Origin of the sequence: Klebsiella sp. 141198 (assembly GCF_050600785.1) — a bacterium.
Lineage (GTDB): Bacteria > Pseudomonadota > Gammaproteobacteria > Enterobacterales > Enterobacteriaceae > Klebsiella > Klebsiella aerogenes.
In genome coordinates this window covers 285,111-310,475 of the sequence record NZ_JAQIRM010000002.1, presented here as the reverse complement: position 1 = coordinate 310,475, position 25,365 = coordinate 285,111, and the positions used below count along the sequence as shown (strand labels likewise).

Below are 25,365 nucleotides of genomic sequence, written 5' to 3'. Positions count from 1 at the left end.
TCATGGCGGGTCAAAAACAGGGCGTCCGTTGGCTGTTAGCCGCGGCGGTTGCCGTTGCGCTAAGCGGTTGCGTGTCGGTGCCGGATGTTATTAAAGGCACCAGCCCTACGCCGCAGCAGGATTTAGTGCGGGTGATGAACGCGCCGCAGCTGTATATCGGCCAGGAAGCGCGTTTTGGCGGTAAGGTCGTCAACGTGCAGAATCAGCAGGGGAAAACCCGCTTAGAAATTGCCACCGTACCGCTGGATAGCGGCGCGCGGCCGGAACTGGGCGAACCTTCACGCGGCCGTATCCTCGCCGACGTGAGCGGTTTCCTTGACCCGGTCGATTTCCGCGGCCAGCTGGTAACCGTGGTTGGGCCGATTAGCGGCGTTGTCGACGGTAAAGTTGGCGCAACGCCGTATAAATTCATGTTGATGAATGCCACCGGCTATAAACGCTGGAACGTGGTGCAGCAGGTGGTGATGCCGCCGCAGCCCATTGACCCGTGGATGCTCGGCCCGCGCCCATGGGGCTACGGATACGGCGGCTGGGGTTGGTATAACCCGGGCCCGGCAGAGGTCAGAAACGTCGTAACGGAATGATTTTGTTGTTTTTATAATGGAATAGAAACAGCGGCTAGCCCGCTGTTTCGTGTTTTTTAGTCTCATAAGAAAAATAAATAGTGACGCGCTTCGCAACCTGAAAAACGCCTAATTAATAAACTGGTACGCTGAGTTAATATAATGTTAACAAAATGTTTGTTGATCAGGGGCTGTGATGACGACGAATAACTATTTCAGAGGTGAAGCAGTGAAAAAGGTTTGGCTAAACCGTTATCCCGCCGATGTTCCGGCGGAGATAAATCCTGACCGCTATCAATCCCTGGTTGAATTGTTTGAGCACGCCACTACCCGTTATGCCGATCAGCCGGCATTTATCAACATGGGCGAGGTGATGACCTACCGTAAGCTGGAAGAGCGCAGCCGCGCTTTCGCCGCTTATCTCCAGCAAGGATTAGGGCTACAGAAGGGCGATCGCGTCGCGCTGATGATGCCTAACCTGCTGCAATATCCGGTGGCGCTGTTTGGGATCCTGCGTGCCGGAATGATTGCCGTCAACGTTAACCCGCTGTATACCCCGCGCGAACTGGAGCACCAGCTCAATGACAGCGGCGCGGCGGCGATTGTGATCGTTTCCAACTTCGCACATACCTTGGAGAAAGTAGTCGATAAAACCCAGGTAAAACACGTCATCCTGACGCGAATGGGCGACCAGCTCTCTACCGCCAAAGGGACGTTAGTCAACTTTGTGGTGAAGTACATTAAGCGGCTGGTGCCGAAATATCATCTACCGGACGCCATCTCATTTCGTAGCGCCCTGCAGCATGGCTACCGTATGCAGTACGTGAAGCCGGAAATCGTCGCGGACGATCTTGCCTTCCTGCAGTACACCGGCGGTACCACCGGCGTGGCGAAAGGGGCGATGCTGACCCACCGCAATATGCTGGCTAACCTTGAACAGGTGAATGCGACCTACGGTCCGCTACTGCACCGTGGTAAAGAGCTGGTAGTGACCGCGCTGCCGCTGTACCACATCTTCGCCTTGACCATGAACTGCCTGCTGTTTATCGAACTCGGCGGGCAGAACCTGCTGATTACCAATCCGCGCGACATTCCGGGCCTGGTAAAAGAGCTGGCAAAATATCCCTTCACCGCGATGACCGGGGTGAATACCTTGTTTAACGCGCTCTTGAACAATAAAGAATTCCAGCAGCTTGATTTCTCTTCACTGCATCTTTCCGCCGGCGGCGGCATGCCGGTGCAGCAGGTGGTAGCGGAGCGCTGGGTGAAACTGACGGGTCAGTATCTGCTGGAGGGCTACGGCCTGACGGAGTGCTCGCCGCTGGTGAGCGTCAACCCGCATGATATCGACTACCACAGCGGAAGCATCGGCCTGCCGGTGCCGTCGACCGAAGCTAAGCTGGTCGATGATGACGATAATGAAGTCGCGCCGGGTGAGCCGGGCGAGCTTTGCATCAAAGGGCCGCAGGTGATGCTGGGCTATTGGCAGCGTCCGGATGCCACCGATGAAATCATTAAAGATGGCTGGCTCCATACCGGCGATATCGCGGTGATGGATGATGAAGGCTTCCTGCGCATCGTCGATCGCAAAAAAGACATGATTCTGGTTTCCGGTTTTAACGTCTATCCGAATGAAATCGAAGATGTTGTGATGCAGCACGCCGGCGTACAGGAAGTGGCCGCCGTCGGCGTACCGTCCGGCAGCAGCGGCGAAGCGGTAAAGATTTTCGTGGTGAAGAAAGATGCCGCGTTAACCGAAGAAGCGCTGATTACTTTCTGCCGTCGCCATTTGACCGGCTACAAAGTACCGAAGCTGGTGGAGTTCCGTGACGAGCTACCGAAATCCAACGTCGGAAAAATTTTACGACGAGAACTGCGTGACGAAGCCCGTGCTAAAGTAGACAATAAAGGCTAAGTAACGAGTGAGTCGCCAGGCGCCGGCGAAGCCGGCGTCAAGATTACTGACAAAGAAGGAAAAAGCGTGGTTTTTCCTTCTTTGTGGTTATCAGCCGAAAATCAATAAATTGATTTTCCTTGTTATTTGTCTGGTGCAATCTGCAAGCCCAACGATTGCATGAGGTTTGTCATTAATCTCGCGCCGGCTAAGCCGGCGTTTTTTATGGGCGCAAGTTAAGAGAGTATGATTTGAACTATCAGATGATCACCACCGACGATGGCCTGCGCGCTATCTGTGAAGCGGCAAGCTCGGCACCCGCGGTTGCGCTGGATACCGAGTTTGTTCGCACCCGCACCTACTACCCGCAGCTTGGTTTGCTGCAGCTGTTCGACGGCAAACAGGTTTCTCTGATCGATCCGTTGACCATCAACGACTGGGCGCCGATGCGCGAGCTGCTGCTCAACCAGGATGTCACCAAATACCTGCATGCGGGCAGCGAAGATTTAGAAGTCTTCCTCAACGCGTTCAACCTGATGCCGCAGCCGCTTATCGACACCCAGATTCTGGCCGCCTTCTGCGGGCGCCCGATGTCGTGGGGTTTCGCTTCAATGGTTGAAGAGTATTCCGGCGTTGCGCTGGACAAAAGCGAATCACGCACCGATTGGCTGGCCCGTCCGTTGACCGAGCGTCAGTGCGAATATGCGGCCGCCGATGTCTGGTATCTGTTGCCGATAGCCAGCAAATTAATGGCGGAAACCGACCACGCGGGCTGGCTGCCGGCCGCGTTAAACGAGTGCCACCTGATGCAGCAGCGCCGTCAGGAAGTACTTGACCCGGCGGATGCGTGGCGGGAAATCGGTAACGCCTGGCAACTGCGTACGCGTCAGCTGGGCTGCCTGCAGTTGCTGGCGGAGTGGCGTCTGCGCAAAGCGCGCGAGCGTAACCTGGCGGTGAACTTTGTGGTACGCGAAGAGCATCTATGGAGCGTGGCGCGCTATATGCCGACCAGCCTCGGCGAACTTGATAGCCTCGGTTTATCCGGGAGCGAAATTCGCTTCCATGGTAAGACGCTGATTAGCCTGGTTGAGAAAGCGCAGGCCTTGCCGGAATCGGCGCTGCCTGAGCCGCTGCAAAACCTGATCGATATGCCGGGGTACCGCAAAGCCTTTAAAGATATTAAAGCGCTGGTACAGGAAGTGAGCGCCGAGAAGGGGGTGAGCGCCGAACTGCTGGCGTCGCGCCGCCAGATCAACCAACTGCTGAACTGGCACTGGCAGCTGAAAACGAAAAACGGCGAGCCAGAGCTGGTTTCCGGCTGGCGTGGTGAATTGATGGCCGATCGTCTGAAAGCGCTGCTCAACGACTATCCTCGCTAGCGCCGGGCGCTATTCAGGCCATAAAAAACCGGCCGCGCGTGGCGTGGCCGGTTTTTTTAATCCTACGGCGAGATGCCGTTAATAAGACAACAGGGTCAGGGTTTCGACTCTTCAGCTTCTGGCAGGGTCACGTTCAGCTCGAGAATCGAAATATCACCATCGCGCTGTTCCAGCTGTACGCTGACCATCTCAGGATCTATCTGTACGTATTTACAGATGACCTCCAGGATATCTTTGCGCAGCTGCGGCAGGTAATGTGGCTCCGCGTCGCCGCGGCGGCGCTCCGCGACGATGATTTGCAGGCGTTCTTTCGCAATGTTAGCCGTGTTCTTTTTTCGCGAGAGAAAAAAGTCGAGTAATGCCATAATTTATCCTCCGAACAGGCGTTTGAGGAAACCTTTCTTCTCTTCTTCTATGAAGCGGAAAGGACGTTCTTCTCCGAGCAGACGATCCACAGTATCCGCATAGGCTTTACCCGCATCTGAAACGGTATCCAGAATGACCGGCTCGCCCTGGTTCGATGCGCGCAGCACGGACTGATCTTCCGGAATCACGCCCACCAGATTGATGCGCAGAATTTCCAGCACGTCTTCCATGCTCAGCATGTCGCCTTTGTTCACGCGGCCTGGGTTATAGCGCGTCAGCAGCAGGTGCTCTTTGATCGGCTCGTCGCCATTTTCCGCGCGGCGGGATTTGGAGGCCAGAATGCCAAGGATACGGTCGGAGTCGCGCACGGAGGAGACTTCCGGGTTAGTGGTGATGATGGCTTCGTCAGCGAAGTACAGCGCCATCAGCGCGCCGGTTTCGATGCCCGCAGGGGAGTCGCAGACAATAAAATCGAAATCCATCTTTTTCAGTTCTTCAAGAACTTTATCTACGCCTTCGCGGGTCAGCGCGTCTTTATCACGGGTCTGAGAAGCCGGAAGGATATAGAGATTTTCAGTACGCTTATCTTTGATTAGCGCCTGATTGAGAGTGGCATCGCCCTGGATAACGTTGACGAAGTCATAAACCACCCGACGCTCGCATCCCATAATCAGGTCGAGGTTACGCAGGCCGATATCGAAGTCGATAACGACAGTTTTCTTTCCCTTCTGGGCCAAACCAGTAGCGATGGCCGCGCTGGAGGTGGTCTTACCAACGCCCCCTTTACCCGAAGTCACAACAATAATGCGTGCCATAGAAATTCCTTGTTAAAAAGGGATTAATTGAACGGTTGAATTGTCAAAGCGCCGTCGCCTAAACGCAGGCGCGCCGCTTTGCCATAAAATTCAGCTGGGATGTTATCGCTCAGCCAATATTCCCCTGCGATGGACACCAGTTCCGCCGCGAGGTTAGTACAAAATATTTGGGCATCTCTGTCGCCGCTTGCGCCAGCGAGCGCACGTCCCCGCATCATGCCATACACATGGATGTTACCATCAGCGATAAGTTCCGCGCCGGCACTCACATGGTTTGTAACAATTAGATCACAGTGTGGCGCATAAATGCGCTGACCGGAACGTACCGGCAGATCAATCAAACGCGTTTTTGTGATCGGCGTAGCAACTGGTGGCGGTGCGACGGGTTCCGGCGGCGGCGCCTGACGAACGATTTTCTCTTTTCCTTCCGTCAGTAGCGGGATCCCGGCGCGGTCGATTTCCGTTTTCAGGCGGGAAATTTTACACCCGCTCACGCCTATGATGCGTAAACCGGTGGCGACGATAGCTTCATGCATCGGGCGCCAGTCGACGCTCTCTTCAATACTGCTGATGTTGACCACCACCGGCGCATGACGTAAAAAAGCGGGAGCCTGGGCGATTTTGTCTTCTAACGCCTGACGAATAACCTCGGGATTTGCATCGTGCAAATGAACGACAGATAAGGTGAAGCTACTGCCCTTAAGTTCGATTGGCGTATTTGACATCCTGGCCTTACTCAATTTGCTGTTTATCATCCGCCGAAGTGCGGTGATATTCCGAAGACTAAAAGGCATGTTATAGTCACTCATATATTGAGGCAAGTGACCACGGGTCTAATTCCGAGTAAATCTATGTTTTGTGTGATCTATCGAAGTACTAAACGTGAACAAACCTATTTATATGTCGAAAAAAAGGACGATTTCTCGCGCGTCCCGCCGGAACTAATGGCAAGCTTCGGCACCCCGCAGATGACCATGCTGTTGCCGCTCGACGGGCGCAAGACGCTGGCTAACGCTGACCTCGAGAAAGTAAAACAAGCGCTCGTCGATCAGGGCTATTACCTTCAACTTCCTCCCCCTCCTGAGAATTTACTTAAGAAACACCTCGCGGAACAGGGGAATAAATCCGATTAACCCATTGAGGGAAAATAATGTACCAACATCATAACTGGCAGGGTGAGTTACTGGATTATCCAGTGAGCAAAGTGGTTTGCGTTGGCAGTAATTACGCAAAACATATTAAGGAAATGGGCAGCGCGATGCCGGAGGAACCGGTGCTGTTTATTAAACCTGAAACGGCGCTATGTGATATCCGCCAGCCGTTGGTACTGCCTGAAGGATTGGGCTCGGTGCACCATGAGGTTGAACTGGCGGTGCTGATCGGCAGTACGCTGCGCCAGGCCAGCGAAGATCACGTGCGTAAGGCGATTGCCGGTTATGGCGTGGCGTTGGATCTCACCCTGCGTGATATTCAGGGCAAGATGAAAAAGGCCGGACAACCGTGGGAGAAAGCCAAGGGGTTCGATAACGCTTGTCCAATCTCTGGTTTTATCCCTGCCGCCGAGTTCAGCGGCGATCCGCAAAATACGCCGCTAAGCCTGAAGATTAATGGTGAAGTTCGCCAGCAGGGGACGACCGCCGATATGATTCATAAGATCGTACCGCTGATTGCCTATATGTCGCGCTTCTTTACGCTGAAAGCGGGCGATATCATTCTGACCGGGACTCCGGACGGGGTCGGGCCGCTCGCCAGCGGAGATGAGTTGGAAGTCGGCTTCAATGGTTTGACGTTATCCACCCGCGTGCTGTAACCTCCGCTTGCCGCCTTTTGGGGCGGCAAAACTTGCATCGTCGTGCCAGACTGGTTATAAGGTGCACCCTGAATTGTAATGACGGACATCCCAATGAGCGAACAACCTTTCTGGCAACAAAAAACACTGGATGAAATGACCGACGCGGAGTGGGAATCACTGTGCGACGGCTGCGGACAGTGCTGCCTGCATAAGCTAATGGATGAAGATACCGACGAGATTTACTTCACCAACGTCGCCTGCCGTCAGCTCAACATTAAAACCTGCCAGTGCCGTAACTACGAGCGTCGCTTCGAGTACGAACCGGACTGCATCAAACTCACGCGTGATAATCTGCCGACCTTCGAATGGCTGCCTCACACCTGCGCCTATCGCCTGCTGGCGGAAGGTAAAGCGCTGCCGCACTGGCATCCGCTGCTGACCGGTTCTAAGGTGGCGATGCACGGCGAACGTATTTCCGTGCGCCATATTGCGGTTAAAGAGTCTACCGTTGTCGACTGGCAGGACCATATTTTAAACAAACCAGACTGGGCGCAGTAAACGCGTCAAAACACTGAACCGGGCATTCCCTGCCTGCGCGGCCCGGTTCTTTATTCGCATTAATATCCCATCATTCTCAATGCCAGCCAGATAATTCCTGCCCACAATAAAGCGCATGGAAAAATAACAACACTAAGAGAACGCCAGCCGTTTCTACTCATCGGAAACCCCACATTTAAGTCATCATCACCAGGTGCGTTTGGCATTTCATCATCGGCGCGGGGGCGGGGAACTTTAGGAATATTTGTAAAGCAGATGTAGATAAAAATAGACCCGGCGCGATGGCCGGGCTGAGGGGGCGTTGACGAGCTGTCAGGTCTCCCCGGCGCGATGGCTGCTTGCGGCGATCAGATGGGCAGGAAACTCATCATTAAATACGCCACGACAATGCAGATTAGCGTCATATACCAGACTATGCTCATGGTGACTTATCCCATTTCAGACTCAAGAAAGACGAGCCTTTCGGGTAACGACTTTAAACATCCGGATGTCGATGATCAACCGCTTGCGCATCAGGGGATTAGCTTTTCTTTGCGTGGAACAGGCCGTCTTCGCCGTGGGCTTCATCTTCAACCCAGAAGTTAATGTTGAACTGGGCATCATCGCTGAGTTCGATACGATGCCAATATTGCGGCGGGCTGGTGGCGAACTGCCCGGCGTTAATGACGACTTTCACCTCCGGCTCGGTAGCCTGCTCGTCATGAAAACCGTAGTAGGTTACCGTTCCTTCCATAACGCACAGCTGGCCGAAAACGTTAGCGGCAGTATTGTGATGGGTGAGCAGAGCCGCCGGAACATTTTCTTTAGTGAAGAACGGAGTGGAGCGTTTAACTTTCCAGTTAGCTGGGATTCGCAGATGAGACATGGTGAGCTCCTTAGTGGATGCAAATAAGATGTATTTAATATGAAACTTTAAAGGGGCATCGTCAACTTACAGACATAAAAAAACGCCCCCGGAGGAGCGTTTACCATTTGGCAGGGTCACTTAACGGCCGAAAAGATCGCGTTTTTTAGCTTTAAATGGCTGAGCGATCAACACCAGCAGTCCGATAACCAGATAAGCGGCAAAGATGCCTACCAGCCACTGCGGCATTTCCAGCGTCAGGAATTCCCACTGGCGCACGGAACAGTCGCCGGTGGCGACGAATACCTGCGGCAACCATTTATCCAGCGGCAGCCACGTCGGGAAACGCGCAGCGAAATCGCAGGTCTGGAACGGGGAAGGATGCAGCTGAATCATGGTGTGCTCCCATGCTAGCTGCAGACCGCGCAGGGCGCTGTACAGCCAGATCAGCAGCGCGACGTAGCGCAGCGGGGTTTTCGGCGCGATAGCGCCCACCAGACCGGCACCCATAATGCCAAACAGGGCGCAGCGTTCATAAATACACAACACGCAGGGCTGCAGCAGCATCACGTGCTGGAACCACAGCGCCACTAATTCAAGTATAAAAGCGGTTAACGCCATCAAGAGCCAGGCGCCGCGTCCCCTTGAGCACTGGTTTAAGTATTGCAACATAATCATTTCCCTGGAACATGCTAAATCATGGCAGTGTAAACGAAAACTACCGCGACGCCATCCGCTAGTCGGAAAATATTACGTAAATGAATATTCGTTACCCGGGCGAACCCGGGTAACGGGCCGGGCAATTACGGCAGTATCGGCGTGGTCAACCAGCCGTGGCTGAGCATCCACTGGGTGGCCGGCATTAACAGGGTTTCGACGCACAGCAGGCCGACCAGCGTTAGCACGATGGTATAAGGCAGCGCCATCCACACCATTCTGCCATAAGAGAGGCGGATCAGCGGCGCCAGCGCCGAGGTCAACAGGAACAGAAACGCGGCCTGGCCGTTGGGGGTGGCGACGGAAGGCAGGTTGGTACCAGTGTTAATGGCGACCGCCAGCATTTCAAACTGCTGCAGGCTGATAACGCCATGTTCAAGCGCCGCTTTTGCTTCGTTGATATACACCGTACCGACAAAGACGTTATCGGAGATGGACGACAGCAGGCCGTTAAACAGATAGAACAGCGATAGCTGGGCATGCGGCGATGCCTGCAGGACGAACTTAATCACTGGGGCAAACAGATGCTGATCGATAATCACCGCCACAATGGCGAAAAAGACCGTCAGCAGGGCGGTAAACGGCAGCGCTTCGGTAAAGGCTTTACCGATGGCGTGTTCGTCGGTCACGCCGGAAAAGGTGGTCGCCAGCACGATGACGGAGAGGCCAATCAGGCCAACTTCCGCCAGATGCAGGGCGAGGGCGGCAATCAGCCACACGCCGATGATCCCTTGAGCGATAAGGCGCATCCGATCCTGGCGGCTGCGGCTCTGGCGGCTACGGTCGTCGAAATCCTGCAGGACTTTGCGCACCGGGACTGGCAGCGGCTCGCCGTAGCCAAACAGGCGGAATTTTTCCAGCAGCAGGCAGGTCAACAGGCCGCATGCCAGTACCGGCAGCGTGACCGGCGACATGCGAATGAAAAATTCGCCGAAGTGCCAGCCGGCGGCTTTGGCGATAATCAGGTTCTGCGGCTCGCCGACCATGGTCATCACGCCGCCGAGCGCGGTACCGACGCCGGCGTGCATCATCAGGCTGCGTAAAAAGCTGCGGAACTGTTCGAGCACGTCGCGGTAATGCTGATCGATATGGCTGTCATCAAGCATGTCGTTATCATCAGGGCGCGCGGAGGCGACGCGATGATAGATACCGTAAAAACCGACCGCCACGCTAATGACTACCGCCACGACGGTGAGCGCGTCGAGGAAGGCGGAGAGAAACGCGGCGGCAACGCAGAAGGCCAGCGACAGCAGCATCTTGCTGCGGATCCCCAGCAACAGGCGGGTAAAAATAAACAGCAAGAGCTGCTTCATGAAATAGATCCCGGCCACCATAAACATCAGCAGCAGCAGGACTTCGAGATTATTGGCTATTTCTTCGCGAATATGTTCGGGGCTGGTCATACCGATCACCACCGCTTCTATCGCCAGCAGGCCGCCTGGTAGAAGAGGGTAGCATTTGAGCGCCATCGCCAGGGTAAAGATAAACTCCACCACTAACAGCCAACCGGCAACAAACGGTTGAAGATAAAACGCCAGCGGGTTAACCACCAGGAAGATAATCAGGAGAAGCTTGTACCAGTCTGGCGACTGGCCAAGAAAATTGCGCCACAGGGCGCGGCCATAAGACATTTCCACGACAGAGGTCCTTCCGTCAAACAATATGATTTTATGCGTAACTATTGCAAGATTACCAGTTGAGCAAAAAGGGAAGCAACTTTCTTCGCGGCGCATTACAGGTAATGGAAGGCGTTAAGCAAAAGCTGAAAATGAAACGGCGATCCCCTTTTAATTACTTTCAGATGCTATCTGGCGTATGGCTGCTCTGGTATGATGAGTGCAAATTGCAACGCTGTGTAATGGAAATCTTACTATGGTCATTAAGGCGCAAAGCCCTGCGGGTTTCGCGGAAGAGTACATCATTGAAAGTATCTGGAATAACCGTTTCCCGCCTGGATCCATTCTCCCTGCTGAACGTGAACTTTCTGAACTGATTGGTGTGACCCGAACCACTCTGCGCGAAGTGTTGCAACGTCTGGCCCGTGATGGCTGGTTGACTATCCAGCACGGTAAACCGACGAAAGTGAACAACTTCTGGGAAACCTCCGGACTGAATATCCTTGAGACGCTGGCGCGCCTAGACCACGATAGCGTGCCGCAGCTGATTGATAACTTGCTGTCGGTGCGTACCAATATCTCAACGATTTTTATTCGTACCGCCTTCCGCCAGCACCCGGACAAAGCGCTGGAGGTACTGGCTACCGCGCGTGAAGTTGAAGATCATGCCGATGCTTTCGCCGAACTGGACTACAACATCTTCCGTGGTCTGGCGTTTGCCTCCGGCAACCCGATCTACGGTCTGATCCTCAACGGCATGAAGGGGCTATATACCCGTATCGGCCGTCACTATTTTGCTAACCCGGAAGCGCGGAGCCTGGCGCTGGGCTTCTATCACCAGTTGGCGAAAGTGTGTGAAGAGAGTCAGCACGATAAAGTGTACGAAATCGTCCGTGCCTATGGCCACAACAGCGGCGAGATCTGGCACCGGATGCAAAAAACGCTGCCCGGCGATTTAGCCATCAATATGCGCTAAGCACGGCCCATAATATAAAAAATGCCCGGATAATCCGGGCATTTTTTTCAGCCTTACAGCGCGTTCTGCCGCGGCGGCGTGCGATCCAAAAGCTCAACGCTGCCGTCGGCATTCTGTTGTTCAAGGATCACGTCAAAGCCCCACAGGCGGTGAACGTGTTTGAGCACTTCGCGGCGGCTCTTATCCAGCGGCACGCGGTTATGCGGCACATAGCGCAGCGTCAGCGAACGATCGCCGCGCAGGTCAACGTTCCAGACCTGAATATTCGGCTCGAGGTTGCTGAGGTTGTACTGCGCCGACAGCTTAGAACGAATTTCCCGATAACCTTCCTCATTATGAATGGCGGAAATTTCCAGGTAATTGTTGTGGTCGTCATCGAGTACCGTGAATAAGCGGAAATCGCGCATCACCTTCGGCGACAAGAACTGGCTGATAAAGCTCTCATCTTTAAAATCGCGCATGGCGAAATGCAGCGTCTCCAGCCAATCGGAGCCGGCGATATCCGGGAACCAGTAGCGATCCTCTTCCGTAGGCGACTGGCAGATACGCTTAATATCCTGGAACATGGCGAAACCCAGCGCGTAGGGGTTGATCCCGCTGTACCACGGGCTGTTGTAGGGCGGCTGGAACACCACGTTGGTGTGGCTGTGCAGAAACTCCAGCATAAAGCGTTCTGTCACTTTTCCCTCGTCATACAGATGATTGAGGATGGTGTAGTGCCAGAACGTCGCCCAGCCCTCGTTCATAACCTGAGTCTGTTTCTGCGGATAAAAATACTGGCTGACCTTACGAACGATACGCAGGATCTCGCGCTGCCACGACTCAAGCAGCGGCGCGTTCTTCTCCATAAAGTACAGCAGGTTCTCCTGCGGTTCGGAAGGATAGCGGCGGCTTGCCTCGATGGCTTTTTCCTCTTCCCGTTTTGGCAGGGTGCGCCACAGCATGTTCACCTGGCTTTGCAGATACTCTTCTCGGCTTTTCTGCCGTGCCTTCTCCTCCTGCAGCGAAATTTTCTGCGGACGTTTGTAGCGGTCGACGCCGTAGTTCATCAGCGCATGGCAGGAGTCGAGCAATTTTTCGACTTCATCGACGCCGTAGCGCTCTTCACATTCGGTAATGTATTTACGCGCGAATATAAGGTAGTCGATGATTGAGCTGGCATCGGTCCAACTGCGGAACAGATAGTTGTTTTTAAAGAAGGAGTTATGTCCATAACAGGCGTGCGCCATCACCAGCGCCTGCATGGTAATCGTGTTCTCCTCCATTAAATAAGCGATACAAGGGTTGGAGTTAATGACTATCTCATAGGCCAGACCTTGCTGGCCGTGTTTATACGCCTGCTCGGTTTCGATAAATTTTTTGCCGAACGACCAGTGCGGATAATTGATCGGCATCCCGACGCTGGAATAGGCGTCCATCATCTGTTCGGAGGTGATCACCTCGATTTGATGCGGATAGGTATCGAGACGATACAGTTTCGCCACCCGATCGACCTCGGCGAGATAGGTTTCCAGCAATTCAAAAGTCCAGTCGGGTCCATCGCTTAACCGGGTGGTGTCCCTGTTCATGGAATCAATCGTAGCCATTAGCGCGCCCTCGTTGTTGGTGGTTCTCTCTTTGTGGAGAACCTCTTATCAAGCATAGAACACGCCATAACAAACTGCGTCTGCGGGTAATTTCTTTTCTTCGCGATTTCGCAATCCTAAAGGCCTAGATTTAACATTTACTTAGCATTTTATGCTGAGGAAAAATAAAGCGCAGCACGAGATCGTAAATCTCTGGTGTCAGTGCTGGTGCGGTTTGGTGTGAGATAAGTCACCATAAATAAAGCGTATGTTGAATAATATTTTCATCTGGGTTATCAATTTGTAATTAGATGATTGTTCTTTAACTATTACGGAGTGGCTATGCGAGTCGTCATACTGGGAAGTGGGGTGGTTGGGGTAGCGAGCGCCTGGTATTTAAGCCAGGCGGGACATGAGGTGACGGTTATCGACCGTCAGCCAGGGCCCGCTGAAGAAACCAGCGCCGCCAACGCCGGGCAGATCTCTCCCGGCTACGCGGCGCCGTGGGCGGCGCCGGGCGTGCCGCTGAAGGCAATTAAATGGATGTTCCAGCGCCATGCGCCATTGGCGATTGGCCTTGACGGCACGCAGTTCCAGCTCAAGTGGATGTGGCAGATGCTGCGTAACTGCGATACCCGCCACTATATGGAAAACAAAGGGCGTATGGTGCGCCTGGCGGAATATAGCCGCGATTGCCTGAAGGCGCTGCGTGAAACCACCGGTATTCAGTATGAAGGCCGCCAGGGGGGCACCCTGCAGCTTTTCCGCACCGAAAAACAGTATGAGAACGCCACTCGCGATATCGCCGTGCTGGAAGAGGCCGGCGTGCCGTATCAACTGCTGGAAGCCAACCGCCTGCTGGAAGTTGAACCGGCGCTGGCGGAAGTCAGTCATAAACTGACCGGCGGCCTGCGCCTGCCAAACGATGAAACCGGCGATTGCCAACTCTTCACCACCCGTCTGGCGGCGATGGCCGAGGCGGCAGGAGTGACTTTCCGCTTTAATACCTCCGTCGATGCGCTGCTTTACGAAGGCGATCAAATCGCCGGTGTGAAATGCGGCGAGGAAATTATTAAGGGCGACGCCTACGTGATGGCGTTTGGTTCTTACTCCACCGCGATGCTCAAAGGGCTGGTGGATATCCCGGTCTATCCGCTGAAAGGCTACTCGTTGACTATTCCGATTGCCGAAGAGAGCGGCGCGCCGGTATCGACTATCCTTGATGAGACTTACAAAATCGCGATTACCCGTTTCGATAAGCGTATTCGCGTTGGCGGGATGGCGGAAATTGTCGGCTTTAATAAAGAGCTGCTGAAGCCGCGCCGCGAGACGCTGGAGATGGTGGTTCGCGATCTGTTCCCGCGCGGCGGCTACGTTGAGCAGGCGACCTTCTGGACCGGCCTGCGGCCGATGACGCCGGACGGTACGCCGGTGGTTGGCCGTACGCCGTACAAAAACCTGTGGCTGAACACCGGGCACGGTACGCTGGGCTGGACCATGGCCTGCGGGTCCGGGCAGCTTCTGAGCGACCTGATCTCCGGGCGTACGCCGGCGATCCCTTATGATGATCTGGCCGTGGCGCGTTACAGCCCGGGCTTTACGCCGGCTCGCGCTCAGCATCTGCACGGCGTGCATAACTAAGGAGCCTCCATGTCTCGTCCGGTAAAAGCCAGCATTGATCTGTCGGCTTTACGTCAGAATTTACAGATTGTTCGCCGCGCCGCCCCTGGGGCACGCGTTTGGGCGGTGGTGAAGGCGAATGCCTATGGCCACGGCCTGGCGCGGATGTGGCAGGCGCTAAACGCCGCAGATGGATACGCATTGCTCAATCTCGAAGAGGCAATCTTGCTGCGGGAAAAGGGCTGGAAGGGACCGATTCTACTGCTGGAAGGGTTCTTTCACGCCGATGAACTGGCGCTGCTTGATAAGTATCGTCTGACCACCAGCGTACACAGCAACTGGCAAATTAAAGCCCTGCAGCAGGCTAAACTGCATGCGCCGCTGGATATCTATCTTAAAGTGAATAGCGGTATGAATAGGCTGGGCTTTATGCCCGAGCGAGTGCATACCGTCTGGCAACAGCTGCGATCGCTCGCCAACGTCGGTGAAATGACGCTGATGTCGCATTTCGCTGATGCGGAAAACCCGGAGGGCATCGTGGAGCCCATGCGCCGTATCGAGCAGGCGGCGGAGGGGCTGGACTGCCCGCGTTCGTTGTCGAACTCAGCGGCAACGCTGTGGCATCCGGAAGCGCACTTTGATTGGGTGCGTCCGGGAATTGTGCTGTATGGCGCATCGCCGTCGGGTCAGTGGCGGGATATTGCCAATAGCGGCCTGAAAGCGGCGATGACCCTCAGCAGTGAAGTGATTGCCGTACAGACGCTGAAAAGCGGCGAACGGGTGGGCTATGGTGGGCTGTATCAGGCATCCGGCGAGCAGCGCATCGGCATTGTCGCCTGCGGTTATGCCGACGGCTATCCGCGCGTCGCCCCGAGCGGCACGCCGGTGCTGGTCGACGGCGTACGCACCACCACCGTCGGGCGTGTTTCGATGGATATGTTGGCGGTAGATCTGACGCCTTGGCCGCACGCGGGTATTGGCGCGCCGGTCGAGTTATGGGGACAGGAGATTAAGATTGACGATGTCGCTGCGGCCAGCGGCACCGTCGGTTATGAATTAATGTGCGCCCTGGCGCCGCGTGTGCCGGTAGTGACAGTGTAACTTTGTGTGAGGCGGGTCACTCCGCCTCATCTTCCGCGACCCGCACACCCACCTTCAGTACGTGGTCGTCCTCTTTTTCGGCGACCGTCCACACCATACCGGCAAACTCCACCTGATCGCCAACGACCGGCGCGGCGCCCAACAGCTGCTGAATCACATCGCCCAGCGACTGCTGATGCTCGCGAAACTCTTCACCGCCGTCGAGGCCATAAATCTGCGCCACATCGGCGAATTTAGCTTCCGCATCAAGGATGAAGTCGCCAAAGAATCGCTGATCGAGCGAGACCGGCGGCGACTGGCTGAACATTTTACCCAGCGCCGGCAGATCGCGCTCGCGGCCGATAACGCAAAGAATATCGCCATCCATCAGCCGCGTGCTGCCGGTAGGATGCAGCAGTACGTTGTCGCGGAAGAGTGCGGCGATACGCGTCTCCGGCGGCATGTGGAGATCGCGCAACGCTGCGCCAACGCACCATTTATCATCACCCAACTGGTACACAAATTGCTCCCACGGATTTTCCGGATGGATATCCAAACCGACGCGAGAGATAGGCCAGCCGACCGGCGGTACCACGACCTTCGCTTTTTTCGCCGCCCAGGACAGTGAGGTTCCCTGTAATAGCAGTGAAATCAGCACCACGAAGAAGGCGACGTTAAAGAACAGCCGCGCGTTCTCAAGCCCGGCCATCATCGGGAAAACGGCGAGGATAATCGGCACCGCGCCGCGCAATCCGACCCAGCTGATAAACACCCGCTCGCGCAGATTAAAACCGCGGAACGGCAGCAGGCCGGCGAATACCGACAGCGGACGCGCGATGAAGATCATCCACATAGACAGCAGTAGCGCCGGAATCGCTATCGGCCACAGGTCGGACGGCGTCACCAGCAGGCCGAGGACGAGGAACATGGCGATTTGCGCCAGCCACGCCAGGCCGTCAAAGTTTTGCAGAATGCCGTGGCGGTTGCGAATAGGTTTATTACCGAGCAGGAAACCGCAGAGATAGACCGCGAGGATACCGCTCCCATTCAGGGAGGTGGTGACGGCGAAAATCATGATCCCGCCGCTTAGCGCCAGCAGGGGATAGAGCCCGGTGGGCAGAACAATACGGTTAATCATCTGCAGCAGCAGATAACCGCCGCCGAGACCAATAGCGATGCCCAGGCCAAACTGTTGAATGATATGCACCACAAACATCCAGCTCAGTCCTGCTTCGTGCTGTTGGATCATCTCAATCAGGGTAATGGTGAGGAATACCGCCATCGGGTCGTTACTGCCGGATTCAATTTCGAGGGTCGAGCCAACGCGCTCGTTAAGCCCTTTACCGCCGAGCAGCGAGAACACCGCCGCCGCATCGGTGGAGCCGACGATGGCGCCAATCAGCAGCCCTTCGATTAAATCGAGCTTGAACAGCCATGCCGCCATCATTCCGGTGAGGGCGGAGGTTATCAGCACGCCGACCGTCGCCAGCGACAGCGCGGGCCAGAGCGCGACGCGAAACGAACTGGCCTGGGTGCGCATCCCGCCGTCCAGCAGGATCACCGCCAGCGCGAGGTTACTCACCATATAGGCGAAAGGATAGTTATCGAAAGGAATGCCGCCGATACCGTCAACGCCTGCCAGCATACCGATGGCGAGGAAGATAACCAGAATCGGGATGCCGAGGCGCGAGGAGAAAGAACTCAATAAAATACTGCAGGTTACTAAAACAGAACCCAGGATAAACAGACTAATGACCGCAGCGGCGTCCAATGTTCACGTACTCCTTGTCAGCGTGAAGGGGTGAAAATTACACCATTTTAACAATCCGCGCGTTTTCAGGATACTCGCGGAGAGGAATTTTTATTCCGCCAGCACCGGATGGCCGCTTATCGTTAACGTTGCGACAGAGGCGTTGTTGACCAGCCGTGCCTGTGCGCCGAGAGGTAAAGTCACGGTGCGCTGTTCATGACCGAATTCGAGTCCAGTCAGCAGCGGGATGGCGAGTTGCTGACGTAGCCACGCGTAGACGGTGGGTAGATCGTAACCGTCGTCGTAGTCGTTGGGCTGCGCGCCGGTAAAGCTGCCGAGCACAATGGCCCGTTGGCGGGCAAGGATCCCGCTGTTGAGCAACTGTAGCAGCATACGCTCCACGCGGAACGGGTGTTCGTTGATATCCTCAAGCACCAGAATACCGCCATCAATCTGCGGTAGCCACGGCGTGCCGATGAGCGACGTGACCATCGCCAGATTGCCGCCCCACAGGGTGCCTTCGGCGCGGCAGGCCGGGCCATCGCTTTGCCATTCGAGGGTAAACTCCGGTTCGCGCAGCGCCTGCCAGAAGTGATGTTCAGTAAACGCATTCAGGGTTTCTGCGCCGAAATTGCCCGCTAACATCGGCCCGCTGAAGCTGATAGCGTTGGCTTTAGCCAACAGTCCCATCTGGATGGCGGTGAAATCACTGTGGCCGCAGATAAGCAGCGGATCCTGACGCTGGCGCGCGGACAAGGCCTGCCAGTCGATATGCGATAGTAACCGGGTGGCGCCATAGCCGCCGCGCACCGCCAGCACGATGCGGTTTTTTCCCTTAAGGGCCGCAAGTTGGTTAATATCGGCCAGGCGTTCGCTGTCGCTGCCGGCGAAACGCTGCTGTCGACGGGAGATCGCCTGTTGGTTCAGTACCTGATGACCGGCCTCCTGCAGACGGGCCACGCCAAGGGCCGCAGCCTGTTGATTGATACAGTAACCGGAAGGGGCGACCAGATAAAACTGAGACATGGCAATTCCTTGCAAAGAATGAAAGGGTTATCATGCCGCCTGGAACGTTTATTGTCATCTCCGTGCGGCAAACTTCAGCCAATAAGGATAGATGTGTGAAATTGAGATGGTTTGTTTTTTTATTTGTATTGTTGGCCGGTTGTAGCTCAAAGCACGATTACACCAATCCGCCGTGGAACCCGGAAGTCCCGGTGAAGCGGTCGATGCAGTGGATGCCGATTAGCGAAAAAGCCGGCGCCGCGTGGGGAGTAGACCCGCAGCTGATAACGGCGATCATCGCGATTGAGTCCGGCGGTAATCCCTCGGTGGTCAGTAAATCCGGCGCGGTAGGGCTGATGCAGTTGAAGCCGTCGACCTCCGGGCGCGATGTTTATCAACGGATGGGCTGGCGTGGCCAGCCTTCGGTAAGCGAGCTGAAGAATCCGGAACGCAATATCTCGATGGGCGCCGCTTACCTGAGCATTCTGGAAAACGGCCCGCTGGCGGGGATTAAGGACCCGCAGGTGATGCGCTATGCGGTCGTGGTCTCTTATGCCAACGGCGCGGGCGCGCTGCTGCGCACCTTCTCGTCGAATCGCCAGGACGCCATTGACGAGATTAACGATCTCGATGCCGATGAGTTCTTTGAACACGTGGCGAAAAAGCATCCAGCCCCACAGGCGCCGCGCTATATCTGGAAACTGCAGAAAGCGCTGGACGCGATGTAGCGTCTCCTCTCACCCCGCCGGGCAGGATTCGCCTTGCGGGGTGCCTTTCAGATAATCCTAACTCTCGTGGCGAATTGAACTGATGTAGCTGACGGGACCAATCAAATCTTTGTAATCCCGGTAACTTTCAGGAAGGGACTCGATACCACTAACCGCCACCGCCAGCATAGCCGTGGCCTCATCCATTTCATCGCCAGTCTGGGCTAATTTATCGCGTAATAATCTGATAAGCGCATGAGAATTATTATGTGAGACCCCATTAAAATCCAGACGATTATGATCCCAGACGTTGCAACCCCATGCCGTGAACCACAACAGGCTGCCTGTAACCATCAATATCCAACAAAAAGTGTTTTCAGCGACATCGACGTAGATAAATATTCGACAAGCTAATATTGCCGCTAAGATGAGTGAGGGGATACTGAACAACAGAAAATTGCATCGGCGGCGTAGCATACTTAAGGTTAACTCTGGGCTTTTATGCTGATGCTGCCAGATGTTAAGGTTGGAGATATGCAGGCTAGTAGGCAGATCTTCATGACATGGTTTTCGTACCTCAAAATGGTCAAATAAAATTCTTTCAATGACGTTCATTTCATTGCTTGCATAGCGTCCGTTAGCCAACATTTGCCCGGGTTCGGGGATCCACAGATATCCTTTATGTAACAAACTGAACATCGCTAACTGAATGACCCGCGTGCCGCCGCCGTCAACCCAGGCAAGAAGCCATGGGTCGTTCCCGGGCGTTAACTGTTGGGCTTTAACCGCAGGCCGCGTCAGGGCGATAATGATTCCTATAGAAAGATAAATAGCCGGGACGATGACGATAAAACAGCTGAGAAACAGCAGAGGGTGCATATGCATAATAAGAGTCCACATGATGCGTTTCCCTGTTAATCAAGTTTTACGACTGAGCCGGGATAGTTTACTTGCTTGACGATTTTCACATACTCGCGATATCTTTCAGGCAGCAAATTTGTCCTACCGATGGCGATATAATAATCAGCTGTTTCATCCGTTGTTGTCTCTGCGTCGGCGATAAGGGTGTCCTTTAATTTATCAATATATAAATCAAGTATATTAACCGAGATACCCTCCTGATCCAGACGAGTGGCATTTAACGTGGTTATTATCCACAGCAATAACCACAGGCCGGTACCAATAAACATGGTAAGCCAGCTGAATACTCCGGAGTGAATAATGGTATGGTTATTAAAAAGAACTTTCCACGTATAGGTGGCAATTAAAATAATCGATGGCACGAATATCAGGATCATATTCCACGTGTGTTGTGCCGGACTGAGCATCAGGCCTCTACAGTGGGGATCGTCTGACCAATGGTTTTTATCGGCAACGTAAAGAGAAAGGGGTAAATTCTGGGCGCTGGGTTTTGGCGTAGAAAAATGGTCAAAGAGTATTTTTTCTACACAAGTCATCTTGCACTCCGCATACTGCTGATTGGCGTGCAGTTCGATATTCTCAGCGGAATAAATAATGGTTACGTAGTTTTTTCTTAAAAGCCTGAACATGGCTAATTGAATAACGACGGTGGCTTTTCCCCGTAGCCAGGCGAGAAATGACGGTGATAGGGAGTAAGGTGGTGGTATCGGCGTGTTTTTCTCAGAGGGACGAGTGTTTGCGATAATAATCATCACCAGAATATATATCACTATCGTTGATAATATATGGTAACCCATAAAGGACAGCGGGGATAAATCAGAGATAAAGCTGATTAAATTGTTCAATTCTCACTCCCTGTGATAGCCGTAACGTAGCGCGTAGACCTTTATCTAGTTTAATAGTGGAGTTCTGGTTAAACAACAAATTTAGTTTGTCTGGCGGCTTTTATTAAAAAACATTAACCAGCTATTTACGTGACTTATTAAACTAAGCCTCCGAATTATTTCAGGAGGCTTATATTGTTGAGGGAAATTAAAAATCGTAACCCACGGTAGCCGTGACGCTGCGTTCAGCCCCCCAGTAACAGTTGCCGGTGCCGTAGCAGCCGGAAAGATATTCACGATCGCCGATATTATTCGCGTTAACCTGAATGTAGGCGCCTTTCATCGCTGTCGACCACGCTCCGAGGTCGGCGCGCGCCATCGCATCTATCAGGGTGACCGAAGGTAAACGTTCGGTATTTGCGTCATCGGCCCACTGCTTACCGATATAGCGCACGCCCGCGCCAAGGGTAATGCCCGCCGGCAATTGATAGCGCGCCCAGAACGAGGCCATCTGATCTGGCGACAGCTGCGGCGTATTACTATCGGTGCCGTCTTTCGTGTCCTGGAAGCGCAGGCGATTCCAGGTATAAGAGGCAATAGTGCTCAATTGCGGTGTAATTTGATTATGCGCTTCCAGCTCTACGCCCTGCGAATGCACTTTTCCGGCGGGAATATAGGTGGCGGTGGCGATGTTCGGATCGCGGGTGGCGACATCCTTTTGCATCAAGTCGTAAATCGCGATGCTATACAAATCGCTGCTGCCCGGCGGCTGGAATTTCAGGCCGGCTTCCACCTGTTCGGCGGTGGTGGGTTTTAATAACGTGCCGTCGGCGCCCGGCAGCATCGCCGGGGTAATCGCCTGGCTGTAGCTTAAGTAGGGCGAAAGACCGTTATCGAGCGCGTACAGCAGCGAGGCGCGGCCGCTGATGTGATCGTCGGAGCGGCGGTTTGACGTGCCTGAGGTGTCGCTTACCTGCTGTGAAACGATGCGGTCGTAGCGCCCGGAAACATCAAGATGCCAGCGGTTCCACACCATTTCATCCTGCAGATAAAGCCCGGTCTGGTAATAACGGCGATTATTATTATCGCTGTAGGTGATGGTATGCCCGGTTTGCGGCGTATAGCCGGTGAACGGATTGAGCGGCGCCGCGCCGCCAGCGCCGGTCCACAAATCGTTGCGGAAGCGATGATACTCAGCGCCGAGGATCAGCGTATGCGCCAGTTCACCGGTGGCGAAATCGGCGCGCAGGCGGTTATCGGTTGACCAGGCGTCCAGCGACCCGCGGGAACCGCTGTAGCCGCGGGAAAGCATGTCGCTGTCACCTACCCAGCCAACCTGATAAACCTGATCCAGCGAGACATTCGTATGGGTATAGCTGCCCGCGGAGTAGGCCGACCAGACATCGCTAAACTGGTGATTGAACTCGTAGCTGTAGATCTGTTCGCGGCGCTGGTAGCCATCACCCGGATCGCCTTCATTAGTGCTGGGTGAAAGTTTACGGCCGTTGTGCGCGTAACGGGTGCCATCCAGCGGCAGAGAGCCGTGGTAGCCTCCGGAGGGATCTTTTTGCAGGTAGGCGCGCAACAGCAGCGAAGTATCGCTATCCGGTTGCCACAGCAAGGAAGGCGAAATCGCGTAGCGCTCTTCGCGGGTATGGTCATACTGCGTATCGCTGCTGCGGGTCATGCCGATGAGCCGCCAGGCCCACTGGTCACTGATAGCGTTGGTATAGTCAAAAGCCGCGCCCTTAGTATTTTGCGTACCACCGGTCAGGCGGAAGTGACCCTGCTGGCTGAACTGCGGCCGTTTGGAGGTCAAATTGACCACCCCGCCTGGCACACTCTGGCCGTAAAGGGCGGAAGAGGGGCCACGGATGACGTCGACGCGCTCAATAAACCATGGGTCGATCTGCAGTACGTTATGGCTGCCGCCGTCGCTCATCAGGCGCATGCCGTCAAGGAACAGGTTATCGACATCGCCGCCGTGGTAGCCGCGCAGCGAGATAGTATCAAAGCGCGTCGCGCCGCCGCCAAAACTGGAATAAACCCCCGGCGTATACTGTAGCGCCTGGCTTACGGTATTGGCGCCCTGATCGGCGATTTGCTGGCGGGTGATCACCGATACCGACTGGGCGGTAGTTATCAACGGCTGATCGGTTTTCGTGGCGCCGGTTGACGTTTTGGCGCTATAGCCTTGAGTCTGCGCGCTGGCGGAGTCGTCAGGCTTTGCGGTAACGATTAGAGTATCTTCCGCCTGCGCGGCGAGAGGGAAGGCGGCCGCGAGGGCGCATACCAGCGCGGAGCGTTTGAAGTCAACAGAGGAGATCATGCCATAATCCTGAATAGCGCGGTCTGGCACTCCTGTGCGCCGCCGCGGAAATAAACGAAATGCTTTTTCGTTAAAAATAATGCGAATTATTATCGTTTGCTTTTGCATGATCAAGCAAAATAGTCCTCCTCAGAGCAAGAAGACATTTTGCTGGCTGTCGAGCGGATGATGGGGTGATGTCGATGGTAATAGCGCGGCGAAGATATCGCCGCGCGCAGGGGATTATTGGGCTTTTTTCTCCGCAGCCGCCACGGCATCGTTCGCGGCTGGCTGCTTACCGGCAGCGCTTTCTGCCGGCGTTGGACGGGTCGCCGGCAGGGCATCACATGGTTTTTCCTGCGGGCAAAGCAGGTCGAGCATTTTCAACGTCACGCCATTGGTCCAGCCAAAGCCGTCCTGCAGGGGATACTCTCCGCCGCCGCCGCCGGTACCCGTTGAACTCACGTCATATTTCTCTACCAGCTTCTGCTTGCTGTCATAGGTGTGCTGTACGTTGCTGAGGAAGCGCCAGGTGACCTCCATGGCCACTTTTTTCTGACCGTAGTTCTGCAGACCCTCCACCGCTACCCACTGCAGCGGGGCCCAGCCGTTTGGCGCGTCCCATTGCTGGCCGCTATTGACCGTGGTGGTGGTGAGTCCGCCGGGCTTCAGCAGGCGGCTTTCCGCCGCCGCGGCGACTTTCGCGGCGCGTTCGCTGGAGGCCGCTTTGACGTACAGCGGGAACAGCGCCGCGGCGGTCAGCTGATTCCGGACTTTATGGCTCTTCAGATCGTAATCGGCATACCAGCCTTCTTTATCGTTCCACAGATATTTTTCCAGCGCTTTCTGGCGGGCGTTCGCTAACGTATCGTACTGCCCGGCTTTGGCGCTGTCGCCAGCGGCCTTACTGGCGCGGGCGATGGTTTTCTCCATGTGGAACATCAGCGCATTGAGATCGACCGGAATGATGCTGGTGGTGCGGATAGTCCCCAATTGCTGCGGATTATCCATCCAGCGAGAACTGAAGTCCCATCCAGAGGCCGCGGCGGAACGTAGGTCGCGATAGATTTCGGTGGCCGGGCGGTTAGGATTGTTTTTGGCGGTGGTAACATCGTCCAGCCAGGATTCCGGGCGAGGCGTATCGTTATCATCCCAGTAGCGGTTAAGCAGCGCGCCATCTTCCAGACGCACCACGCGTTTATTGGCGTTGCTGGGCGTCAGCGCCTCGGCGCCTTCCATCCAGTAGCGATACTCTTTTTCCATCTGCGGCAGCCAGGTCTTTAGCGCCCGATCGCCATCGTGGCTGGCCAGCAGCTCAACCATAAAGGAGAAGAACGGCGGCTGCGAACGACTCAGGTAGTAGCTGCGGTTGCCGTTTGGAATATGGCCCCAACGGTCTATTTCGGCGGCGAAGTTGGCCACCATGTCTTCCACTTTATCCCAGTGCCCGCTTTCGGCGAGACCCAGCATGGTGAAATAGCTGTCCCAGTAATAGACTTCGCGGAAGCGTCCACCGGGCACCACATAAGGTTTCGGCAGCGGCAGCAGCGAATCCCATTTTTCTACCTCGACGATGCTGCGGGTTAATACCGGCCATAGCCCATCGATGTGTTGACGCAATGTTTGCCCTTTCGGCGGCACGTATTGATCGTTATCACGCGGCAGGGTGAAGTTGATCTCGACGAAATGGCGCAGATCGAAGCTGGCCTGGCTTTTTTGCATCCGATAGTCGGCAAGGATCATTAGCGGATCGCTGTTCGGTACCGCATCGGCGAAGGTTTTTTGGTCAGCGAAGAGTTTCGCGCTTTGCACGTCGTTAAATAGCGGGCCTAAAAGTTCATCAGGCGATTGCGGCACCGGGGCGGGGTTTTCATCAGCCTGAACGGCAAATGTCGCCAGGCTTAACATTGCGCCTCCCAGCGCCAGTTGAATGAGGTATGTCAGGGTTTCCGGGCGACGTAGAACCGATCTCGTCATCGATAATTCTCCATTTTGCGTTTTGCTGACTTCGCGCCACTGCGAACGGCCATCAGAAAACCTTAGCCGAATATCGGCCGCTTCGCGT

23 protein-coding genes are annotated in these 25,365 nt (G+C 54.9%); 10 read left to right on the top strand and 13 right to left on the bottom strand.

Going from position 1 to position 25,365, the window contains the following annotated elements:
- Window positions 1–2 precede the first annotated feature (2 nt).
- From PGR10_RS06830 to rnd, 3 genes are all read left to right on the top strand, one after another.
- Window positions 3–584, top strand: coding sequence for a Slp family lipoprotein (locus tag PGR10_RS06830; protein ID WP_045390409.1), 582 nt, complete (start codon window positions 3–5; stop codon window positions 582–584).
- A gap of 208 nt (window positions 585–792) precedes the next feature.
- The gene (fadD, locus tag PGR10_RS06825; RefSeq protein ID WP_087860573.1) at window positions 793–2,478 is read left to right on the top strand and encodes a long-chain-fatty-acid--CoA ligase FadD; all 1,686 of its coding nucleotides are present in this window, start codon (window positions 793–795) and stop codon (window positions 2,476–2,478) included.
- A gap of 242 nt (window positions 2,479–2,720) precedes the next feature.
- Window positions 2,721–3,836, top strand: a complete 1,116-nt coding sequence (gene rnd, locus PGR10_RS06820; protein WP_213794575.1) for a ribonuclease D — start codon at window positions 2,721–2,723, stop codon at window positions 3,834–3,836.
- A gap of 95 nt (window positions 3,837–3,931) precedes the next feature.
- Here the strand turns inward: rnd and minE are convergent, their stop codons facing one another.
- From minE to minC, 3 genes are read right to left on the bottom strand one after another with little or no spacing between them, the layout of a single operon-like run.
- Window positions 3,932–4,201, bottom strand: a complete 270-nt coding sequence (gene minE / locus PGR10_RS06815) for a cell division topological specificity factor MinE (protein ID WP_015366053.1) — start codon at window positions 4,199–4,201, stop codon at window positions 3,932–3,934.
- Window positions 4,202–4,204: 3 nt separating this feature from the next.
- Window positions 4,205–5,017, bottom strand: a complete 813-nt coding sequence (gene minD / locus PGR10_RS06810) for a septum site-determining protein MinD (RefSeq protein ID WP_015366054.1) — start codon at window positions 5,015–5,017, stop codon at window positions 4,205–4,207.
- 23 nt (window positions 5,018–5,040) lie between these two features.
- Complete coding sequence (gene minC, locus PGR10_RS06805; protein WP_430923419.1) at window positions 5,041–5,742, bottom strand: septum site-determining protein MinC; 702 nt, start codon at window positions 5,740–5,742, stop codon at window positions 5,041–5,043.
- Window positions 5,743–5,868: 126 nt separating this feature from the next.
- Between minC and PGR10_RS06800 the strand changes: the two genes are divergently transcribed.
- The 3 genes from PGR10_RS06800 to PGR10_RS06790 all read left to right on the top strand — a co-directional run bounded on the left by PGR10_RS06800 (window position 5,869) and on the right by PGR10_RS06790 (window position 7,367).
- Complete coding sequence (locus PGR10_RS06800; RefSeq protein WP_026612271.1) at window positions 5,869–6,150, top strand: YcgL domain-containing protein; 282 nt, start codon at window positions 5,869–5,871, stop codon at window positions 6,148–6,150.
- A gap of 17 nt (window positions 6,151–6,167) precedes the next feature.
- Complete coding sequence (locus PGR10_RS06795; protein WP_087860576.1) at window positions 6,168–6,827, top strand: fumarylacetoacetate hydrolase family protein; 660 nt, start codon at window positions 6,168–6,170, stop codon at window positions 6,825–6,827.
- Between the two features lie 93 nt (window positions 6,828–6,920).
- Window positions 6,921–7,367, top strand: a complete 447-nt coding sequence (locus PGR10_RS06790) for a YcgN family cysteine cluster protein (RefSeq protein WP_015366058.1) — start codon at window positions 6,921–6,923, stop codon at window positions 7,365–7,367.
- Window positions 7,368–7,887: 520 nt separating this feature from the next.
- On the opposite strand, the gene PGR10_RS06785 is transcribed toward PGR10_RS06790, so the two are convergent.
- The 3 genes from PGR10_RS06785 to nhaB all read right to left on the bottom strand — a co-directional run bounded on the left by PGR10_RS06785 (window position 7,888) and on the right by nhaB (window position 10,565).
- Entirely contained in the window at window positions 7,888–8,232 is a 345-nt protein-coding gene (locus PGR10_RS06785; protein ID WP_087860627.1) for a DUF1971 domain-containing protein, read from the bottom strand.
- 120 nt (window positions 8,233–8,352) lie between these two features.
- Window positions 8,353–8,883 carry a disulfide bond formation protein DsbB gene (gene dsbB, locus PGR10_RS06780; protein WP_015705844.1) on the bottom strand — a complete coding sequence of 177 codons (531 nt, stop codon included), beginning with the start codon at window positions 8,881–8,883 and terminating at the stop codon, window positions 8,353–8,355.
- A 131-nt stretch (window positions 8,884–9,014) separates the two neighbouring features.
- A complete protein-coding gene (gene nhaB / locus PGR10_RS06775; RefSeq protein WP_430923233.1) occupies window positions 9,015–10,565 on the bottom strand; it encodes a sodium/proton antiporter NhaB in 1,551 nt (516 codons plus the stop codon).
- A gap of 235 nt (window positions 10,566–10,800) precedes the next feature.
- Between nhaB and fadR the strand changes: the two genes are divergently transcribed.
- Window positions 10,801–11,520 carry a fatty acid metabolism transcriptional regulator FadR gene (fadR, locus tag PGR10_RS06770; RefSeq protein ID WP_045390428.1) on the top strand — a complete coding sequence of 240 codons (720 nt, stop codon included), beginning with the start codon at window positions 10,801–10,803 and terminating at the stop codon, window positions 11,518–11,520.
- A gap of 53 nt (window positions 11,521–11,573) precedes the next feature.
- Here the strand turns inward: fadR and PGR10_RS06765 are convergent, their stop codons facing one another.
- Window positions 11,574–13,106 carry a SpoVR family protein gene (locus tag PGR10_RS06765; protein ID WP_015705842.1) on the bottom strand — a complete coding sequence of 511 codons (1,533 nt, stop codon included), beginning with the start codon at window positions 13,104–13,106 and terminating at the stop codon, window positions 11,574–11,576.
- Window positions 13,107–13,427: 321 nt separating this feature from the next.
- On the opposite strand from PGR10_RS06765, the gene PGR10_RS06760 reads away from it, so the two are divergent.
- Both PGR10_RS06760 and dadX read left to right on the top strand, forming a co-directional pair.
- Window positions 13,428–14,726, top strand: a complete 1,299-nt coding sequence (locus PGR10_RS06760) for a D-amino acid dehydrogenase (RefSeq protein ID WP_087860629.1) — start codon at window positions 13,428–13,430, stop codon at window positions 14,724–14,726.
- A 9-nt stretch (window positions 14,727–14,735) separates the two neighbouring features.
- Window positions 14,736–15,806, top strand: a complete 1,071-nt coding sequence (dadX, locus tag PGR10_RS06755) for a catabolic alanine racemase DadX (protein WP_430923232.1) — start codon at window positions 14,736–14,738, stop codon at window positions 15,804–15,806.
- 16 nt (window positions 15,807–15,822) lie between these two features.
- Here dadX and PGR10_RS06750 read toward each other — a convergent pair whose 3' ends face one another.
- Both PGR10_RS06750 and ldcA read right to left on the bottom strand, forming a co-directional pair.
- On the bottom strand, window positions 15,823–17,556 hold the full coding sequence (locus PGR10_RS06750; RefSeq protein ID WP_015366069.1) for a potassium/proton antiporter: 1,734 nt from the start codon (window positions 17,554–17,556) through the stop codon (window positions 15,823–15,825).
- Window positions 17,557–17,646: 90 nt separating this feature from the next.
- A complete protein-coding gene (gene ldcA, locus PGR10_RS06745) occupies window positions 17,647–18,561 on the bottom strand; it encodes a muramoyltetrapeptide carboxypeptidase (RefSeq protein ID WP_087860631.1) in 915 nt (304 codons plus the stop codon).
- Between the two features lie 95 nt (window positions 18,562–18,656).
- Here ldcA and emtA point away from each other — a divergent pair, with 95 nt between their 5' ends.
- Window positions 18,657–19,268 (top strand): membrane-bound lytic murein transglycosylase EmtA, encoded by a 612-nt coding sequence (emtA, locus tag PGR10_RS06740; RefSeq protein WP_015366071.1) that lies wholly within the window; start codon window positions 18,657–18,659, stop codon window positions 19,266–19,268.
- Between the two features lie 57 nt (window positions 19,269–19,325).
- On the opposite strand, the gene PGR10_RS06735 is transcribed toward emtA, so the two are convergent.
- From PGR10_RS06735 to PGR10_RS06720, 4 genes are all read right to left on the bottom strand, one after another.
- Window positions 19,326–20,147, bottom strand: coding sequence for a TIGR04222 domain-containing membrane protein (locus PGR10_RS06735; RefSeq protein WP_430923231.1), 822 nt, complete (start codon window positions 20,145–20,147; stop codon window positions 19,326–19,328).
- A 14-nt stretch (window positions 20,148–20,161) separates the two neighbouring features.
- Window positions 20,162–21,013 carry a hypothetical protein gene (locus PGR10_RS06730; protein ID WP_430923230.1) on the bottom strand — a complete coding sequence of 284 codons (852 nt, stop codon included), beginning with the start codon at window positions 21,011–21,013 and terminating at the stop codon, window positions 20,162–20,164.
- Window positions 21,014–21,200: 187 nt separating this feature from the next.
- Window positions 21,201–23,321: a TonB-dependent siderophore receptor gene (locus PGR10_RS06725; protein WP_430923229.1), complete on the bottom strand. Its 2,121-nt coding sequence runs from the start codon at window positions 23,319–23,321 to the stop codon at window positions 21,201–21,203.
- Window positions 23,322–23,543: 222 nt separating this feature from the next.
- Complete coding sequence (locus PGR10_RS06720; protein WP_430923228.1) at window positions 23,544–25,277, bottom strand: alpha,alpha-trehalase; 1,734 nt, start codon at window positions 25,275–25,277, stop codon at window positions 23,544–23,546.
- Between the last annotated feature and the right edge of the window lie 88 nt (window positions 25,278–25,365).

Coding starts and splice junctions, on each gene's coding strand:
- PGR10_RS06830 (WP_045390409.1), top strand. CDS start 3: ATGGCGGGTCAAAAACAGGGCGTCCGTTGGCTGTTAGCCGCGGCGGTT.
- rnd (WP_213794575.1), top strand. CDS start 2,721: ATGATCACCACCGACGATGGCCTGCGCGCTATCTGTGAAGCGGCAAGC.
- minE (WP_015366053.1), bottom strand. CDS start 4,201: ATGGCATTACTCGACTTTTTTCTCTCGCGAAAAAAGAACACGGCTAAC.
- minD (WP_015366054.1), bottom strand. CDS start 5,017: ATGGCACGCATTATTGTTGTGACTTCGGGTAAAGGGGGCGTTGGTAAG.
- minC (WP_430923419.1), bottom strand. CDS start 5,742: ATGTCAAATACGCCAATCGAACTTAAGGGCAGTAGCTTCACCTTATCT.
- PGR10_RS06800 (WP_026612271.1), top strand. CDS start 5,869: ATGTTTTGTGTGATCTATCGAAGTACTAAACGTGAACAAACCTATTTA.
- PGR10_RS06795 (WP_087860576.1), top strand. CDS start 6,168: ATGTACCAACATCATAACTGGCAGGGTGAGTTACTGGATTATCCAGTG.
- PGR10_RS06790 (WP_015366058.1), top strand. CDS start 6,921: ATGAGCGAACAACCTTTCTGGCAACAAAAAACACTGGATGAAATGACC.
- PGR10_RS06785 (WP_087860627.1), bottom strand. CDS start 8,232: ATGTCTCATCTGCGAATCCCAGCTAACTGGAAAGTTAAACGCTCCACT.
- dsbB (WP_015705844.1), bottom strand. CDS start 8,883: ATGTTGCAATACTTAAACCAGTGCTCAAGGGGACGCGGCGCCTGGCTC.
- fadR (WP_045390428.1), top strand. CDS start 10,801: ATGGTCATTAAGGCGCAAAGCCCTGCGGGTTTCGCGGAAGAGTACATC.
- PGR10_RS06765 (WP_015705842.1), bottom strand. CDS start 13,106: ATGGCTACGATTGATTCCATGAACAGGGACACCACCCGGTTAAGCGAT.
- PGR10_RS06760 (WP_087860629.1), top strand. CDS start 13,428: ATGCGAGTCGTCATACTGGGAAGTGGGGTGGTTGGGGTAGCGAGCGCC.
- dadX (WP_430923232.1), top strand. CDS start 14,736: ATGTCTCGTCCGGTAAAAGCCAGCATTGATCTGTCGGCTTTACGTCAG.
- ldcA (WP_087860631.1), bottom strand. CDS start 18,561: ATGTCTCAGTTTTATCTGGTCGCCCCTTCCGGTTACTGTATCAATCAA.
- PGR10_RS06735 (WP_430923231.1), bottom strand. CDS start 20,147: ATGTGGACTCTTATTATGCATATGCACCCTCTGCTGTTTCTCAGCTGT.
- PGR10_RS06725 (WP_430923229.1), bottom strand. CDS start 23,321: ATGATCTCCTCTGTTGACTTCAAACGCTCCGCGCTGGTATGCGCCCTC.
- PGR10_RS06720 (WP_430923228.1), bottom strand. CDS start 25,277: ATGACGAGATCGGTTCTACGTCGCCCGGAAACCCTGACATACCTCATT.